The sequence below is a fragment of the Chitinivibrionia bacterium genome (assembly GCA_009779925.1).
Taxonomy (GTDB): domain Bacteria; phylum Fibrobacterota; class Chitinivibrionia; order Chitinivibrionales; family Chitinivibrionaceae; genus WRFX01.
In genome coordinates this window covers 15,026-32,515 of the sequence record WRAZ01000025.1, presented here as the reverse complement: position 1 = coordinate 32,515, position 17,490 = coordinate 15,026, and the positions used below count along the sequence as shown (strand labels likewise).

The 17,490-nt window shown below is 43.2% G+C and carries 16 protein-coding genes; 11 read left to right on the top strand and 5 right to left on the bottom strand.

Going from position 1 to position 17,490, the window contains the following annotated elements:
• Window positions 1-291: 291 nt before the first annotated feature.
• The 4 genes from FWE23_07825 (at window position 292) to rnc (ending at window position 4,563) form a co-directional block, all read left to right on the top strand.
• Window positions 292-951 carry a Fic family protein gene (locus FWE23_07825; protein ID MCL2845340.1) on the top strand — a complete coding sequence of 220 codons (660 nt, stop codon included), beginning with the start codon at window positions 292-294 and terminating at the stop codon, window positions 949-951.
• A 160-nt stretch (window positions 952-1,111) separates the two neighbouring features.
• Window positions 1,112-2,482: a radical SAM protein gene (locus FWE23_07820; GenBank protein MCL2845339.1), complete on the top strand. Its 1,371-nt coding sequence runs from the start codon at window positions 1,112-1,114 to the stop codon at window positions 2,480-2,482.
• A 29-nt stretch (window positions 2,483-2,511) separates the two neighbouring features.
• The gene (gene fabF / locus FWE23_07815) at window positions 2,512-3,753 is read left to right on the top strand and encodes a beta-ketoacyl-ACP synthase II (protein ID MCL2845338.1); all 1,242 of its coding nucleotides are present in this window, start codon (window positions 2,512-2,514) and stop codon (window positions 3,751-3,753) included.
• Between the two features lie 15 nt (window positions 3,754-3,768).
• Window positions 3,769-4,563 (top strand): ribonuclease III, encoded by a 795-nt coding sequence (gene rnc / locus FWE23_07810; protein ID MCL2845337.1) that lies wholly within the window; start codon window positions 3,769-3,771, stop codon window positions 4,561-4,563.
• A gap of 118 nt (window positions 4,564-4,681) precedes the next feature.
• On the opposite strand, the gene FWE23_07805 is transcribed toward rnc, so the two are convergent.
• From FWE23_07805 to FWE23_07790, 4 genes are all read right to left on the bottom strand, one after another.
• The gene (locus FWE23_07805; GenBank protein ID MCL2845336.1) at window positions 4,682-6,025 is read right to left on the bottom strand and encodes a hemolysin family protein; all 1,344 of its coding nucleotides are present in this window, start codon (window positions 6,023-6,025) and stop codon (window positions 4,682-4,684) included.
• A gap of 3 nt (window positions 6,026-6,028) precedes the next feature.
• Window positions 6,029-6,448, bottom strand: a complete 420-nt coding sequence (ybeY, locus tag FWE23_07800) for an rRNA maturation RNase YbeY (GenBank protein ID MCL2845335.1) — start codon at window positions 6,446-6,448, stop codon at window positions 6,029-6,031.
• Window positions 6,449-6,451: 3 nt separating this feature from the next.
• Window positions 6,452-7,666 (bottom strand): DUF6175 family protein, encoded by a 1,215-nt coding sequence (locus FWE23_07795; GenBank protein MCL2845334.1) that lies wholly within the window; start codon window positions 7,664-7,666, stop codon window positions 6,452-6,454.
• Between the two features lie 115 nt (window positions 7,667-7,781).
• Window positions 7,782-8,765: an ABC transporter permease gene (locus FWE23_07790; GenBank protein ID MCL2845333.1), complete on the bottom strand. Its 984-nt coding sequence runs from the start codon at window positions 8,763-8,765 to the stop codon at window positions 7,782-7,784.
• A gap of 122 nt (window positions 8,766-8,887) precedes the next feature.
• Between FWE23_07790 and nadB the strand changes: the two genes are divergently transcribed.
• On the top strand, window positions 8,888-10,498 hold the full coding sequence (nadB, locus tag FWE23_07785) for an L-aspartate oxidase (GenBank protein MCL2845332.1): 1,611 nt from the start codon (window positions 8,888-8,890) through the stop codon (window positions 10,496-10,498).
• Between the two features lie 11 nt (window positions 10,499-10,509).
• Here the strand turns inward: nadB and FWE23_07780 are convergent, their stop codons facing one another.
• Entirely contained in the window at window positions 10,510-11,187 is a 678-nt protein-coding gene (locus tag FWE23_07780; protein MCL2845331.1) for a DUF1730 domain-containing protein, read from the bottom strand.
• Window positions 11,188-11,435: 248 nt separating this feature from the next.
• Here FWE23_07780 and FWE23_07775 point away from each other — a divergent pair, with 248 nt between their 5' ends.
• The 6 genes from FWE23_07775 to FWE23_07750 all read left to right on the top strand — a co-directional run bounded on the left by FWE23_07775 (window position 11,436) and on the right by FWE23_07750 (window position 17,423).
• Window positions 11,436-12,698 carry a hypothetical protein gene (locus tag FWE23_07775; protein ID MCL2845330.1) on the top strand — a complete coding sequence of 421 codons (1,263 nt, stop codon included), beginning with the start codon at window positions 11,436-11,438 and terminating at the stop codon, window positions 12,696-12,698.
• Window positions 12,695-13,681, top strand: coding sequence for a flippase-like domain-containing protein (locus FWE23_07770; protein MCL2845329.1), 987 nt, complete (start codon window positions 12,695-12,697; stop codon window positions 13,679-13,681). Before FWE23_07775 ends, FWE23_07770 begins: the two co-directional genes overlap by 4 nt.
• 89 nt (window positions 13,682-13,770) lie before the next feature.
• A complete protein-coding gene (gene fabZ, locus FWE23_07765; protein MCL2845328.1) occupies window positions 13,771-14,208 on the top strand; it encodes a 3-hydroxyacyl-ACP dehydratase FabZ in 438 nt (145 codons plus the stop codon).
• A gap of 39 nt (window positions 14,209-14,247) precedes the next feature.
• Window positions 14,248-15,375 carry an aspartate-semialdehyde dehydrogenase gene (gene asd / locus FWE23_07760; protein MCL2845327.1) on the top strand — a complete coding sequence of 376 codons (1,128 nt, stop codon included), beginning with the start codon at window positions 14,248-14,250 and terminating at the stop codon, window positions 15,373-15,375.
• A 12-nt stretch (window positions 15,376-15,387) separates the two neighbouring features.
• Complete coding sequence (locus tag FWE23_07755) at window positions 15,388-16,434, top strand: beta-lactamase family protein (GenBank protein ID MCL2845326.1); 1,047 nt, start codon at window positions 15,388-15,390, stop codon at window positions 16,432-16,434.
• Window positions 16,431-17,423, top strand: a complete 993-nt coding sequence (locus FWE23_07750; protein ID MCL2845325.1) for a hypothetical protein — start codon at window positions 16,431-16,433, stop codon at window positions 17,421-17,423. Before FWE23_07755 ends, FWE23_07750 begins: the two co-directional genes overlap by 4 nt.
• The last annotated feature ends 67 nt before the right edge of the window (window positions 17,424-17,490 follow it).

Below are 17,490 nucleotides of genomic sequence, written 5' to 3'. Positions count from 1 at the left end.
TCTCCATGTTGCGCAAACTCCAAAAAAGGAGCGAGTATATTCCATGTTTTTATATTCGCTCTATTGGGGGCGGTGCTTTCTGTTGTTATTTTGCACCATCTTCATAGGGGCAGACACTTTTTTGTTATTTTGTGTTTGCCTCTTATTTCCCAAAAGAACAGACGGAGTTGTTGCCGTCTGTTCTTTTTTTTATGAAGAAATAACGCATTTTCGCAGAAAAACGAGAAAAATGAGAGGCAAGCGTCGCCCAAATATTATTTTATCGGATAAATAGCGGCAGAAGGAGAGAAAATGAAAGATAAATATAAGCTAACAATAGAACAAAACATTTTTTTGGCTAAAAAACAATTAGTCGAAAATATATATTGCAGTGCGAAACTTGAGGGACTAAACACTACTTTTCCTGAAACTCAGACAATTTTAGACGGAGTTAATATTCCGAGCATTACCCTTGATGATATTACTACAATTTTAAACCTGAGAGACGCTTGGCGATTTGTAATGAAAACAGCACAAGACGAACTTGTGCCGGAGTATATCTGTAAAATAAATGAGCATATAAGCAGAAATGAGTCGCTTGAATGGGGAACTTTAAGAAAAGGAAACGTCGGTATTTCGGGGACAGATTATATTCCCGCAATTCCGACTGAGGAGAAAGTGGCAGAAGAAATCGGCAAAATATTAAGGGCAGAAGTTTCTCATACCGAAAAAGCATTAAAAATGTTTGCATATATAACAAGAAGCCAATTGTTTTGGGACGGGAACAAACGAACTGCTACTCTTGCCGCAAATAAAATTCTGATAATGAACGGAGCGGGTATTTTTAAGATTAAAGAAGTGAGCATTCCTGCTTTCAATAAGCATTTAACAGATTATTACAATTCGGGCAACGACGAGAAACTGTTAAACTTTCTTTATGACGACTGTATTTACGGATTAACTATTGAATAGTATGTGAAAAAACCTTGCAGATGATAATGTTTGTTCTTTTTTTATGAAGAAAAATCACAAAAACGTTGTATTTTTAATAAAAAATCACAAACGCCTTGTGCAATAACGTATTTTATGCACGGAAATTTTACGCCGAAAGGGGAATACGGATTTAATAACTATGATAAAAATAAAATTCATATATCCGAAATTTTACAAATTCTTAGAGGCAAGACCCGAACTTGCAGAGTTTCCCGCCATAGCGGCTACTTGGGCATACACTATGCCGCCGTCAATGGCTATCCCGATTTTGGCAAAGCTATGCGACTCTCAGTCCGACATTCAGTATCATATCCAAGACCAAAACGTCGAAGAGATAAATTTTAACGACGACAGCGATATTATCGCAATAAGTTTTTTTACTCCGCAGGCGGCTAAGGCTTACGAACTCGGCGATAAATTCCTGTCTCTGGGAAAAACTGTATTTATGGGCGGAATGCACCCCTCAATGATCCCCGACGATGTTCAACCGCATTGCACTTCGCTTACGGTAGGGGAGGGCGACACCGTATTTTTGGAGCAAATAGACGATTACAGAAAAGGACGGCTTAAACCTCGCTATCAGGCGGCGGATTTTCCGACACCCGAAGAAATCGTTCGTCCCAAAAAAGGAATTTTTGAAGTAGAAAAAAAATACGATTGGCACGCCTCGCTTGTTAGTGTCACGCGCGGCTGTCCTTTTAGTTGCGAATGGTGCAATATCCCGATTTATCAGGGGGAGCGCACACGTCTTCGCCCGATGGACGAGGTAGTGGAAGACATTCGCGAACTGAGCGGACAAGAGTTTTATGTCACCGACGATATGATAATGCTGAACCGTCCGCGAATAACAAAATACGTTATGGAATTGTGCGACAAAATCAAGGATTTCAACGTAAAAATGTTCCTTTCCTGCTCGCCTGCAATGAACAGCAATCCCGAATTTTTGGATAAAATTTCCGAAGCGGGCGCAAAAAGTATGTACACCGTTTTTGCAAGCGACCCTTTCAGCGCGCGCTTTTACGAAGGCGACAAAAACGTCTGGAACAAATGCGTGGATTTGGTTAAACAACTCGAAGACAGAGGCATAAGATTTTTCGGCTCGTTTGCGGTAGGATTTGATTGTTGCCACGAAGACCAGTTCGACAAAATTTTGGAGTTTTGTCGTGTAGCCAATGTTAAAACGGCGGAGTTTTTTATAGCAACTCCTTGGCCCAACACTCCGATGTTCAAACGTTTGCAGGCTGAAAATCGTCTGTATATGCCTATAGATTGGTCGAAATACAACGCGGCAAACGTCGTTTTTAAGCCGAAACATACAACCGAACAGCAACTTAACGACGGTTTCGTATATGTATGGAAAGAATTTTTTAAGGACGCAAACCATTTGGATTCGCTTTCGAGTTTCACAATGAATACGGACAAAATACTCCAATCACTCGAATACTCGCAGGAAGTTAAAGACGCGGTTCAAAGAGGGCTTGATCGTCTGAAAAGCGGAGAAACCAATTAAATCAGTATAAAGAAAAGGAGAACTATAAAATGAACCAAAGAATAGTGATTACAGGGTTGGGAACTGTAAATCCCTGCGGAAACAATGTGGCGGATTTTTGGGATTCTCTCAAAAACGGAAAAAGCGGAATAGATAATATATCTTTGTTTGACACTTCGGACTTGCCGACAAAAATCGGCGGCGAAGTAAGAGGCGTTAATTTTGAAGATTTTGTTGATGCAAAAGAAGTTAACAGAACAGACCGCTTCATTCTTCACGCGATTGCCGCAAGCGAAGAAGCGGTAAAAGACGCAAATCTTATGGACGCAAGTATTGACCCCGAAAGAGTGGGCGTAATTATTTCGTCGGGTATAGGCGGTCTTAATTACCTCGAAACCGAGGCAGGCAAACTTCTCGAAAAAGGACCTCGTCGTGTTTCGGCATTCTTTATTCCTATGATGATTGCGGATATGGCAAGCGGTATGGTTTCAATGAAATACGGATTTAAGGGACCCAATTACTGCGTAGTATCTGCCTGTGCTTCGGGCGCGCACGGAATTGGCGACGCTATGCTTGCACTGAGAGCGGGAATGATGGATGCTTGCGTTTGCGGCGGCACGGAGGCATCGCTGACACGTCTTGGCTTTGCAGGTTTTTGCGCAATGAAAGCAATGAGCACCCGAAACGAAATTCCGCAAAAAGCAAGTTCTCCCTTCGACCTTAACAGAGATGGTTTTGTAATGGGCGAAGGCGCAGGAGTTTGCGTTTTGGAAACGCTCGAACACGCACAAAAACGCGGCGCAAAAATATACGCGGAAATAGTAGGCTACGGCGCAACAGGCGACGCGTATCACCTCAGCAGTCCTGCTCCCGAAGGAGAAGGCGCACAGCGAGTAATGAAAATGGCGCTGAAAACCGCAGGTATGCAAACAACAGACATCGATTACATTTCGGCACACGGGACATCGACCCCGCATAACGACAGAAACGAAACGATTGCCATACAAAAAGTATTTGGCGACCACGCGCAAAAATTGTCTATCAGTTCAATAAAATCAATGACGGGACACTTGCTCGGCGCCGCGGGCGGAACTGCTTTTGTAGCATTAACAAAAACTGTTTCCGAGGACATCATACCACCCACAATAAACTACGAAACACCAGACCCCGAATTAACGCTTGATTACACTCCGAACAAGTCAAAAAGCAAAATTGTAAACGCGGGAATGTGTAATTTGTTTGGTTTTGGCGGACATAACTGTTCTTTAATCGTAAAAAAATTTGTCGGTTAGTTAAGAAACAGAATAATGAAGCAGGGTAATTTTTTTGAGAAGATAAATAATGTAATTTTAAGTTATACTCAAAAAAAATACTCTGTAGATATTGTCGGCGGCGATTTAGCCAAAAACATAGGCGAACTTCAAAAGGCGCTCGGCTATAATTTCAGAAACATCGGTCTGCTTTTTCACGCGCTTACTCACAAATCGGCTATTGTGCCCGAAAAGGATAATGCCGCGCTCGGCTCAAACGAACGCTTGGAACTTTTGGGCGATTCAATACTTGCTTTTCTGCTTATTGAAGAATTGTATATCCGTTATCCCAAATACACCGAAGGGGAAATCAGCAAAATAAAGTCGCTTATTGTCAGCCGAAAAATTATCGGAGAAATCGCAGAGAGTATGAACATTATGGACGCGATGATTTTGGGTAAAAGCTACGAAAAACTAAAAAGTGTAAAAACAGACGTTTCTTCAAACGCTTTAGAAGCGCTTATTGCGGCAATTTATCTGGATAGCGGAATAGACAGCGTGCGTAAAGTTTTGAAAGATAAACTTTTTCCGCAGATAGAAATGCTTGTAGAGTGCGAAGATAACATAAATTACAAAGCAATTGTTTTAGAATACGCTCAGAAAAACAAAATTTCAGACGTAAAATACGACATAATTTCACAAAGCGGTCCCGACCACTGCAAAATATTCACCGTAGAAATAGAAATCGACGGAAAAAAATACGGAACTGCAAGCGGTAATTCTAAAAAATGCGCAGGTCAACTGGCGGCAAAAATCGCCGCCGAGAAATTAGGCTTACTGGATAATGTGTGATATATTAGACTTCTTGCGAAATCTAAAAAAACACGAATGATTTTCCGTAGGGGCGGGTCTGAAATGTGTATGCGTGTAGGGGCGGGTTTGAAACCCGCCCTTACTTATTTTATTCACGTCATTTATCTGCTTTTAGATGATTATCAATTTCGGAATTGTCGCCATTTTCGGGCAGAACTATCTTAATCTCTTCAATTCTCTGAGCGTCCATTTTTGAAATTATCAATGAAATACCTTTAAACACAAGCTCTGTTCCCTGTTTAGGCACGCTTCCGTGTTCGTGATAAAAAAGTCCGCCCAAGGTGTTGTAGTCTTTGCCGTCGTCATAGTCGAAACGCGTATGAATTTTTTGCTCCAAATCGTCAAGTTCTATGTGCGGGTCAACTAAAAATGTCCGCTCGTCAATCTTTTGTACCGATGACGCTTCTTCGTCGTGTTCGTCTTCTATGTCGCCGACTATTTCCTCGATAATGTCTTCCATTGTGACAATTCCCGCCGTTCCGCCGTATTCGTCCACAACTATGGCAATGTGGCAACGTTTTTTCTTCATATCTTCCATCAGATTAGTCAGCGACTTGCTTGCGGGAATGTAATACGGCTCTCTTATAACTTGACGAAGCGACCAGTTTTCATTGCTCAGAGTTTCGGCTTTGGAAACCCATTTCACAAGGTCTTTTACATTCAGAATTCCGACGACAGAGTCGATAGTATCTTCGTACACGGGTATGCGCGAATGTCCTTTTTCGCTCATTTGGTCGAGCGTTTCTTTGAGGGTGGCTTTTATCGAAATCGCTACAACGTCAATTCGCGGCACCATAATCTCTTTTGCGCAGGTTTCGCTGAATTCAAAGATATTGTTTATCATATCTTTTCCTTCTTTTTCCAAACAGGTTTCGGAGTCGGAAGGCTCATTTAGCTTATTTAATTCTTTTGAGGTTAAAAAGCTGTATTTTTCTTCGTAATTCATCGCTTTAAGTAATGAATTCAACACCAAATACATAGCAGGCACCACTAATGAGACTGTTAAGATTATTCGGTTTATGTTGTAGAAAATGTAAATCGGCGCAAGCAGGGGACTTGCGTATTTAATTGCAAATGCGCGCGGAATTGAGTAGCACATAAATCCTGCAATAATCGCTGTTGTTATCGTACAGCCTAAAAGTCTCTTCCAAAGATATTGGGGTTGCGGAAATATCGCCTCTGCAATGAGGTAAAATAAAATTCCCAAAAGTGCGACCGCTACCGACTTTGCGAACGATACAACCATTGCAAATTTCATTCGGTTTTCGAGGATTTCCTCGACATTTTTGATAATGTGCAAAATGCGATTATCAACAACTTTGTTTTTGTAATTTTCTACTTGCCCCAAAACGATTTTGGTCGAAGATAGAAGAGAAATGTAAATGCAGTTAAAAACCGCAGCAGTTATTAAATAAAATAGAGGCAAACTCGGTGGCTCCAAATATTACTCCTTTTCAAAGTCAATGTATTTTTTTTCGCAACGCTCCATCTCTTTTCGCTCATCTTCGGTTTCGTGGTCAAAACCCAAAAGGTGAAAAAGTCCGTGGACAAACAACCTTTGCAACTCTTCGTCTAAAGTAAGGACGTATTCTTTTCGTTGCTCATCTGCGCGTTGCACGCAGATATATATCTCTCCCAAATAGTCAAATTCATTAAATCGAAACGATAAAACGTCGGTAATTCTGTCTTTTTTTCGGTAGTCGCGGTTGAGTCGTTTTATTGTATCTTCCGTACAAAAAATCAGGTCTATGTCCTGTTTTTGGCTCACGTTCTCTCCCAAATATACTTTTTTGCAGAGAGAACGCAGAGCGGTTTTACTAATTTTCGGCAATTTACAGCCGTCTTCAGTTGTAATGGTCAGCATAAATTACGGATTATCCAACCCCAAAATAATAAGTTTGCGGTTTATATTTATACGCTGAACATCCGTGAAACGCTCAAGACGGTTTCTCAATTCTCTGAAAATATTCATAGAACTGTTAAGTTGCGGGTTTGTCGTCCAGACCAAATAGTCCATAGTTGCGTCGGTTATAATTACTTCGCGCGAAGTGCTGAACATCTCCGAAACAGCGTCCGAAACTGCAAATTGCAAATCGGTAAGTTGTCTTTGTGAAAAACTGCCAATGACGTTCAAAATCAATTTGTATTGAATTCCGCGTCTTGTGTCCTCAATCCAAAATTCCGTAATTCTTGCAAGAACGTTTTGGATTGCGCCGTTAATCGCTTCTTCGACCAATGCCTCTTGCGACGCACCGGGACGTCTTTCCGAAAATCCTGTTTCCGTTCCCAAAAGGCGAGCGGTTGTGGTTTCGTAAGCGCGTATTACAACTCGCGCCTGATTGTTATCGACTTGACCCGAAAACGTTATATAAACGTCCGCGCCCAAAGCCAAAGAAAGCTGGTATGCAATATCGACTTCATTGCCGCGAAGTTGCGACTGAACGCTTGCCAAATCGTTTAACTGTTCTGCCGCGCGCGGAACAATAACGTCATATCTGCGCGCCGTAAGGAAACTTTCTATAACGCCCGCCGCCTGACGTGCAAGAGGATTTGCCTCAAATACCTGAAGCGGGGTTTGACCGCTCGGTGTTTCGGGGATTACCATAATCATAGGAAGTCCAACCTGCGCCGCTAAATCCGCTCTGGCAATCAAAACGCCCATTCTTTCGAGTTCTGCGCGGAGCATTGCAACATTTACACGGACGTTTTTGGTTATGCGAAAGCCGTTTCGTCCCGTGTCGGGCAAACGCGCCCTTGTTGAAGAAATAGCCCGCTCCGCTCTGAATGTGATAAAGCGCGAAACGTCCGCGAAAAACGCTTCTTGGTTCGGCGCAAAATTATTTATCGCTTGTTCGTTGTTAAGAAGCGGGTCTGTTCCGCCGTAAAGCGCAAACCAAACCGCCGCTTTTTGCAGGTCGATTGTAGCCGCTCTTTCGTTTCTGCCCAAGCCCACCGCGTTAATCGAAATTTCGGACGGCGAAAAAACTTCGACCAAAGTCGCTTGTTTCGACATAGGTAAGTTGCTTGCATAAGTTAATCCCGCCATTGCGAGAACCAAAAGACTTAATAATATTTTTTTCATATTTCTCTCCAATTATTTGGTTAGTTTGTGATTTTTCACAACATAAAATAATATATTCAATACTTGCAAAGGCGAAATTTACAAAAAAATCACAAAAATCATAAATTTGCATATTTTAACTAAGTTTTACGCGCGGGTCGCAAACGGCGAGCAAGATGTCCGAAAGCAGGTTTCCGCAGATAAGCAAAACGCCGCTCATCAGCATATTTCCCATTATCAGAAACTGGTCTTGCGCGCGGACGGCGTCGAGCATTACCGAGCCGAGCCCGGGGTAGCCCGTTATGATTTCCGTGAGCGCCGCCCCCGAAAGTATCGCCGAAAATTCGTATCCGAATATTGTAATAAGCGGATTTATTGCGTTTCGCAGGGCGTGTTTGTAAACCACTTTGTTTTCGGGAAGCCCTTTCGCGCGCGCGGTTGTAATGTATCGCTGGCGCAATTCTTCGAGCATATTTCCGCGCATAATCCGCTGTAATCCCGCCATAGAAGCCGTTGCCAGAACAATCCCCGGCACAAGCAGATGTTTTAAGACGTCGAAAAATTGTCCTATAAGCGTTAGTTCGTCGTGGTTGGGCGATTTCATTCCTCCCAGCGGCAGTTTTCCGATAATCGGAAGTTCGGGCATTACCGAAATCGCCGCCAAAAGCAAAAGCGCCAAAAAGAAATTCGGAAACGAAATCCCGATATAAGATATAAACGAAAGAAAGCCGTCTATGGGTTTATATTGATGGACGGCGGCGTAAATTCCCAGCGGTATGGCGACCGTCCAAGTTATAAAAATCGAAAAAAGCGCCAATATGAGCGTATTCACCATTCGACTGCCTATAACCGTAGAAACTTGCTCTCTTTTAAGGAACGAAAAGCCCAAATCGCCGCGAAGCACGTTTTTCAGCCAATACCCGTATTGAACAACAAGCGGCTTATCCAAATGAAAACGCTGTTCGAGCGCGATAATAGTTTCCTGCGAAATCTGCGGATTAGCCCGATACGGCGCCAACATATCACCCGGCGCCAGTCGAATAAAGAAAAACGAAATAAACGACACCGCAAAAAGTAGCGGTATTGTTGTCAGTATTCGTTTTATTATGTATTTTGTCATAAAACTTTAATTTCCGTTCGATTTTCTAATTATTCGTAGGTGAAAATACTAAATTGTTGCAACAAGTAATCGGGAAAATGTATTTTCCGGTGAAACTTTGGCTTAAAAACCGGGAAATATTTATGAAAACTACAGACCTACTGATAATCGGAAGCGGCGGGGCGGGGCTATCGACCGCGATTTATGCCGCGAACAAAGGGATTTCGAGCGTGGTTATTTGCAAAAATGCGTTTGACGACAGCAATACGCGGCATGCTCAGGGCGGAGTTGCGGCGGTTTTGTCTCCGAGCGACAGCGTTGAACTTCACGTTTCCGATACGCTTGACACGGGAGGCGGGCTATGTAAAATTGACGCGGTCGAATATTTGGCTCGGAATGCCGCCGACGCAATAAAAGACATTGTCAGGCTTGGTGCGAAATTTTCAAAATCATCATCGTCCGCCGCTTGGGAAAATTTAGATTTGGGGTGTGAGGGCGGTCATCGCGCAAAAAGGGTTGTTCACGCCAAAGACCAAACGGGCTTGGAAATAAATAAAACGCTTCTCGAAGTCGCAAAATCCGAACCTAAAATCACGCTTTTGGAATATCACACGCTTATCGAACTTATAACCGAGCACCATTTAATAAATTCGTCGAAAAACGGCTGTTTCGGCGCATACGTTTTGGATAGAAAAGTCGGCGAAATTATAGAAATTCGCGCAAAATCTACGGTTTTGGCAACGGGCGGAATTGGTGAAGTTTATCTCCATTCCACCAACCCGAAATGCGCAACGGGAGACGGAGTTTCGGCGGCTTGGCGAGCGGGAGCGAAAATCGCAAATTTGGAGTTTGTGCAATTTCACCCGACAACGCTTTATCATCAGGACGCGAAATCGTTTTTGATTTCGGAGGCGCTTCGTGGCTTTGGTGCAGTGCTAAAAAACCGCGACGGGAAAGAATTTATGCAGAAATATCACGAAATGCAATCTCTGGCGCCTCGCGATGTTGTTGCGCGGGCAATCGACAAAGAAATGAAAGCAAACGGCGAAAATTGCGTGTTTTTGGATATTCGCCACGCGTCGCCGCAAGATTTAATCCAAAATTTTCCGCTGATTTACGCGCAATGCTTAAAATTCGGCATAGACATCACCAAAGAAATGATACCCGTAGTTCCTGCATTTCATTATTGTTGCGGCGGAATAGAGGTGAATTTGGACGGCGAAACCAATATAAATAACCTCTATGCGGTCGGAGAGTGCGCTTGTTCGGGAGTACACGGGGCAAATCGTCTCGCTTCAAATTCGCTTGCGGAAGCAATGGTTTTTTCTAAGCGGACGGTCGATAAAATCGCGAGTAAAACAGGCGAAATCATTGACGAAAATCTAATAAAAAAATGGGACGACAGCGGCACCGAATTTGCAGACGAATGGGTTTTGATTTCGCATAATCTCGACGAAATTCAAAAAATAATGTGGAATTATGTAGGAATTGTGCGAAATAATATTCGATTGGAAAGAGCATTAAAAAGAATTTGCCTTATTCGCGAAGAAATAGAAGAATTTTACAAAAAAACAAAAATCTGCACACCCGTTTTGGAGTTAAGAAACATTGCCTGCGTCGCCGAACTCGTTATTCGTTGTGCTCTTTCCCGAAAAGAAAGCCGCGGACTGCATTTTACTACTGATTATCCCGAAAAATCCGCAGAGTTTGATAAAGATACGGTGATTTGTTTGTTGGGGGATTGCAGGGGATAGCGCAAAATTTATTACTTATTTGCGCTAAGCAGTATTCTATTCCTCGGACAGACCTCTTGGCAAATATCACATCCTAAATCCCAGCCGTGAAAATCGAAGTTCGGGTCGGCTTTGTGGATAGTCTGATACGAAATGCACCTGTTGCAATTTAGTGCGTAAGGCGAAACGAGCGCTTTTGTAGGACAGGAATTTATACATCTGTCGCAGTCTTTGCAGAAGTTTTTTGTTTGCGACGGTTTTTCGTCGGCGGGTAATTCTATGTCTGTAAGTAAAATTCCGATGTTGCACAAAGAGCCGATTTTGTCGGAAATAAAAAGCGTGTTTTTTCCGATAACGCCGAGCCCTGCCTCTTGCGCCCAGTATTTTTCGAGTATCGGCGCGCTATCGACACAGGGGCGAAATTTTGCTTCGGGCAGAAATTCTGCAATTTTTTCGGACAGCATATTTAGTTTGCTTTTTATTGTAATGTGATAATCTTTTTCAAGCGATTTACATCTTGCGATTTTACCGTTTGGTGTTTCTTTTGGCGTAATATTGTAATTTTGCAGAACGACAATCGCGGTTTTCGCGTTTTCAAGTAAAAGGGCTGGGTTAAAACGAATTTCTATGTTTTTTTCTATCCACTGCATTTGAGCGTTGTAGCCGTTCTTCAGCCAATTATCGAAATGTTCACGGTAAAATCCGCGGATTTCGCTTGTTTTTGCAATTCCGCAGTCGTCAAAATTTAAAGATAATGCAAGATTTTTAATTTTTTCTGCTGAATTTTCTATAAAACCGCCTCCTTTGCCTTTAGATTACATCCTTAAAAATAAATTATTTCAGGGGTGAAATAGGGAGAAAATACCTTCAAAATCATTTAATCGCTCATTCTTGCAATATAATTTATTATTTTCACCTTGAAAATTTACACTTAAATTTGCTTTTGCGGAGAAATCTAATGCTGAAAAAACTGTTTGTTGTTGCCTGTTTTACTATTTTTGCAATATTTTTATCTTGTAGCGACGATGAATTGCTTGCCAAAAACGGTAGCATAAACGTTGCGGTTTTAGCGGCTTTTCCCGACGACGGAAACGACAGACAATCGCGCGCCACCACTTACAACAGGATATTTTTGCGCGTTTTGGACGATATGGACGCGATTGTTCGAGATACTGTTATCACTCCTTCGCAGGATTTAATATTGTGCGGTTTTGCCAATATTCCCGCTCAAAAAGAATATAGGGTAATTGCTTGGACGCAAGACGCCCAAGGTTATATTATTCACGCTCCCGATACGCAAGCGGTTTTTGTTGAAACGAACGCCAATACAAATGTAATATTAAGTTTGAAGCCGAGAGTTGGGTCTATTATCGTACAATTTGCGGCGGTTCCGTCGAATATCAGTCGCTTTTTTATGGAGTTTGATTCCGATTCGGGTAAGTTTTCGACAGATGTGCCGAGGGCAACGCAAACTTATATCGCGCTCAATCGAGTTCCTTACGGCGCTACGGGAACGCTTTCCATAAGAGTACAACGAACGGACGGGACGTTCTATATTGATTGGGATACTGCAAATTTTACGCTCAGACAGGAAGATGTTTACGGAGAACTTTCGTTTTTGCAAAGAGACGATATGCGGGTCAGCATTAGTATTCGTAGCCCGTATAACACGGTTTTTACCGCTTTTACCGACATAAATAACGTTTTACCCGCCGAGAAAAACATTGGAGTTTTGATAACGGAATTTTGTGTAAACGGGTCGGAAGATGCCGATTTTGTGGAAGTGGGCAATCTTTCCGAAAGCGTTGTTGCTTTTAACGAATTACGCTTGGTGGCTATTGCTTCAAGCACGCTGTCCATAACGGCGCGCAATGTTGTTATGCCTCCTATGAGTACGTTTGTTTTCGGACATCATACCGCTCCGAATTTTTGGGATAATATCGATATTACAGGAAATCTCGCTTTGGTTTCGACAGCCGCGACACTGCTTCTTTACGGTGATGGCGAGTTGCTCGACTATGTTATTTATTTTAACAATAACGCAAATTCGGGTTGGGCTCAGACTGCTTCGACAGGACGGCGTTCGTGGGTGCTGAAAGAACTTGTCGCCGACCCGAAATACAATAATTTCGGCGGAAATTGGCGACTTTCGACAGATACCGCGCTTGTAGATGACTTAGGCAGGGCTTGGTTAGGCACCCCGGGAGTGCTGAGACAGTGAAAAAAGTTCTCGTTTTTGTGCTGAAACTTGCCATAACGGGCTTGGTTTTCCTGTGGATTGACCGCACTTTTGGTTTTTCGCAAATTTCTCAAACGCTTGCAGGAGCGGATTTTCGTTGGTTTTTCGGTGCAATTTTTTTGCAAGTTTTGTCCATTTTTATCGGGGCGTGGCAATGGGGGATTATTCTGAGAAATCGAGGGTTGCGTATGGGCAAATTCGAGACCCTAAAACTTTATTACACGGGTACGTTTTTCAACAATTTTATATTTGGAACGATTGCAGGCGACTCATTTAAAGTGGCAGTTTTGTACAAAAAGAAAAAACAGGCGAAATCGGGTTTTGCGGCAACGTTTTTGGATAGATTTGCAGGGCTTGCGGTTTTGTCGATTTTTGCTGTTGTCGGCGCGGTAATTATGCTTGGACTAAAGTCGTACAGTGGCGAGTATTTGCATACGGCAATGCTTATATTGCTGTTCTTTTTACTGGTTTTGATAGCGGTTTGCTTTGTGCTTTTTTCCAAACGAGTGCAAAAATTGTTTTCAAAAATATTGCTTAAATTTCCTCAGTCGAATATTGCAAAAAAAATAGAAAATATTGTTTCGTCTGTTTATCTGGACAAAAAACGCAAGGCTGACCTCAGAATGTTTCGGCGGATTTTCGGACTGTCGTTTTTAATTCAGGGGCTTAGGATTTGCGCGCATATTTTTTGCGCCGCCGCCATCGGAGTTTTTGCGTTCAACACAGCTCACTACTTTTTTATAATTATCCCGATTACCGCGATTTTAATGCTTGTGCCGTTGCCTTTCGGGGTAATTCCTGCGATTGCGGGAGCGATATTTGCGGCGGCGGGATTTGACGCGCAACAGGCGACAGTTATGCAGTTTTTGGCGGCGATTGCAGGGGTTATCGGCTCTCTTGCGGGGGCGGTATTTTTTCTTACGGACAACAAAGGCGACAGTCGGGCAACGGTTGCCTCTCACTAAAATACAAATATAAATGAAAAAAAGCCCGTGCGGCAAGCACCCAAATAGTATTTTTCAGACAAAATATTACAAAAAATAAGGAGTAAAAAATGAATGGACTTTTCGACATTAAGACGATTATGCAGTATGTGCCTCATCGTTTCCCGTTTCTTTTGATTGACAGAATTACGGAATTTGAAGAAAATACGCGGGTCGTCGCAAGAAAAAACGTGTCGATAAACGAAGGGCTTTTTCAGGGACATTTCCCCGGAGAGCCGATTTTCCCCGGTGTTTTGATTACGGAGCACATGGCGCAGGCGGCTTGTTTTCTGCTTTCTAAATCTGCAGGTGCGCTTGACACGAGCAAGGTTTATTATTTAGGGAAAGTCAAAAATATGGCGTTCAGAAAGCCCGTTGTTCCGGGGGACACCATTGAGACTGAGGTAAAAATAATTACGGCGGTCGGCGGTATGGCGATGGTTGAGGCGGTTTCAAAAGTTGACGGCGTTTTAGTGGCTAAAGGCGAATTGGCGTTTAGCGCGGCGTAAATAAAAAAGTTAAACAAAGATTAAGAGGATAAAAAGATAATGAAAAAAGTAGGTTTTGTCGGTTGGCGCGGAATGGTCGGCTCTGTTCTTATGGAAAGAATGATAACCGAAAAAGATTTTAACGGCGCATATTCGGTGCAGTTTTTTACCACTTCACAAGTTGGGCTTCCCGCTCCGAAAGTTGGTATAGATACACCCGATTTGCTTTCGGCTTACGATATAAAAGAACTCTCGGCGATGGATATAATTCTTTCTTGCCAAGGCGGCGATTACACGACCGAAGTTTACGGAAAACTCAGAGAAAGTGGCTGGAAAGGGTATTGGATAGACGCGGCGTCAACTTTGCGTATGAACGAAAATGCGGTTATTTGTCTTGACCCCGTAAACAGAAAAGTTATTGATAACGCGCTTGCAAACGGCAAAAAGGATTTTATCGGCGGAAACTGCACGGTTTCGCTTATGCTTATGGCAATCGGCGGACTTTTTGAGCAGGGGCTTGTCGAGTGGGTCAGTTCGATGACTTATCAGGCGGCAAGCGGCGCGGGAGCTCAAAATATGCGCGAACTTCTTGCTCAGATGCAATATCTCGGAAATGTCGCCGACCCTTACCTTAAAACACCGTCGAGTGCAATTCTTGCTTTGGACAAAAGCATTTCTCAAGCGATGATTTCGCCCGAAAATCCGACCGAAAACTTCGGCGCGCCTCTTGCGGGAGCCTTAATTCCGTGGATAGACAAACCATACGACGAATTTGCAGGACAGTCCAAAGAAGAATGGAAAGGTTTTGTAGAAACCAATAAAATCTTGGGTAAAACCGACAATAAAATTCCCGTTGACGGTACTTGCGTGCGAATTGGCGCAATGCGTTGCCACAGCCAAGGACTTACCATAAAACTGAACAAAAACTTACCGCTGAACGACATCGAAAACATAATTTCCACACACAACGATTGGGTGAAATTTGTCCCGAACGTTAAAGAAATTACGCTGAAAGAATTGACCCCTGCCGCAATTACGGGAACTTTGACCGTGCCTGTAGGACGAGTGCGCAAAATGCGTATGGGCGATACTTATCTGAACGCGTTTACGGTAGGCGACCAGTTGCTTTGGGGCGCGGCAGAACCACTGCGCAGAATGCTGAAAATCGTTTTGGAGTATTTGGGATAAGGGTCGCCGATTATGCGAAGCGAGGCGAAAAAAATCCTTGAAAGGGCTATTGCCGACGGCGTGTTTAACTGCGCCGTTTTGGGGATAATAAAGACGGGCGAAATTATAGAGCCGATAGCCTTGGGGACAGCGGCAAAAGGAACTATTTCGGAATTTGCTGTCTCGCAAGACAGTATTTTTGATGTTGCTTCCTTGACTAAAACCGTTCCTGTTTCGACACTTGCTTTGCTTGCGCTCGACAGGAAAAAAGTATCGCTTTCAACGCCGATTACCGAGCTTTTGCCCGAATATCACAGTCCAAGTCGAAGCGAAATTTGCCTGAAACACCTTTTGACGCAAACGCTTGATTTTGATTTTGCGCTCTCCGAACTGAAACACAAAGACGCAATAGAGATTTACCGCGCAATTATGACGGCAGAGCTCAAAAAGCCTGCGGGAACGTCGTATTATTATTGCAATGCCACATCTATAATTCTTGCACGCGTTGTTGAGGCGATTTTTGAAAATTCGCTTGATGTTATTGCCGAACAAGAGATTTTTTCAGCGCTTGGAATGCGAGATACGCAGTTTCGCCCAAGTGCCGAATTAAAAGCAAAAATTGTTCCGACCGAAATCGACCAATGGCGCGGAAGAATGATACAAGGCGAAATTCACGACGAAAGTTCGTGGAAACTAAACGAAATAATAATCCCCGGAGCGGCGGGAATTTTTTCGACCGTCCCCGATTTACAGCGTTATCTGAAAGAAATTTTGACGGAGGAACGCGGTCTGTTTTCGACGGGCTTTTTGGATTTTGCAATAAAAAATCATCTCGACGAAAAAATAAACGACAGCGCGGCTTTGGGCTTTGAATTAAATCAGCAATATATGGGAACTTTGCGTGGCGAAAACACATTCGGAAAAACAGGCTTTACCGGCTCGGTAATTGTCGGCGACAGGAAAAAAAGAAGCGGATTTGCGCTTCTTACGGATTACAGTTATCCGACAAGAAAACCCAACCGCGACCAAATAAACCACCTGCGAAGCGAAATCGCAGATTTGATTTGGAGCGGCGAATGAGAAGGATTATATTTATTATTATATGTACAATCGTAAGTTCATTTGCCACGGTAAACGACTGGGCGGCAAGGAGCGGATTTCAGCTTTTGGCGATTTCGTCATCAGCGGAAAGGACGGCGATGGGCGGCGTTGGGGCGGCGATTGGGTCAAATTTTGCGCTCTATTCAAACCCTGCAAATTACGCGCTCGATACTAATTACCGAATTTCTTTTGAACATCTGTGGCGAATAACACACACTGATTTAAACATAAATCGCTTTGAAATATTTGTGCCCGTGCGGACTGTTTTTATGGCGCTTTCGGCGCAAAATCACACGATTTCCAATATTTTTATCAGGGATATTTTTCCTGAAGCGCCGCCTCAACCCGGTGATTTGTCGGCGGCTTGGCAGTTTAGTCAAGTGTCGCTTGCGGTTGGTGTTCGTCGTACTCCGACATTCGATTGGGCAATAAGCGCAGGCTTTGCGTTCGACAAATTTTTGGACGAAGCCGCATACGCATTTATTATGAACGCGGGCTTTTTGTGGAAATTGCTCGACAACGATTTACGGCTTGGGCTTGCGTTCAACAATTTCGGAATAACAACTCCGATGATTAACGAAGACGACGGAAGAGAACGGTGGGGGAGCGGCGAAGAACTTCCGACAACAATTAGGGGTGGCGCGCATTATTCCCGAAAAATAAGGTCTGTCAGATACGGCTTTGCAACCGATTTGCTGTATTGGCATTTATACGACCCGCAAGAGGGGAGAGCAAAAAACTTCGGACGACGCATACAAATTCCTCTGGGTATTGAAATTTCGCCAATCGACTTTTTAGCATTGCGCGGCGGAAAAACTATCCTTGCTGATTACAATATATTCAATTTCGGTATCGGGATAGACACCCGCTTAATTGATTTTGACATTTCCGCCGCAATAAACCGCTACGAAACCAGCGTTGAATTAGAGTGGATTGCAGGTATTTCGCTCGGTTTCGGGGGCAGATAATCGGCTATTATAAAAAATTGCAAAAATGACAGGGTTTTCGGTTGAAGAGGTCGAGAAATTGTAGGGA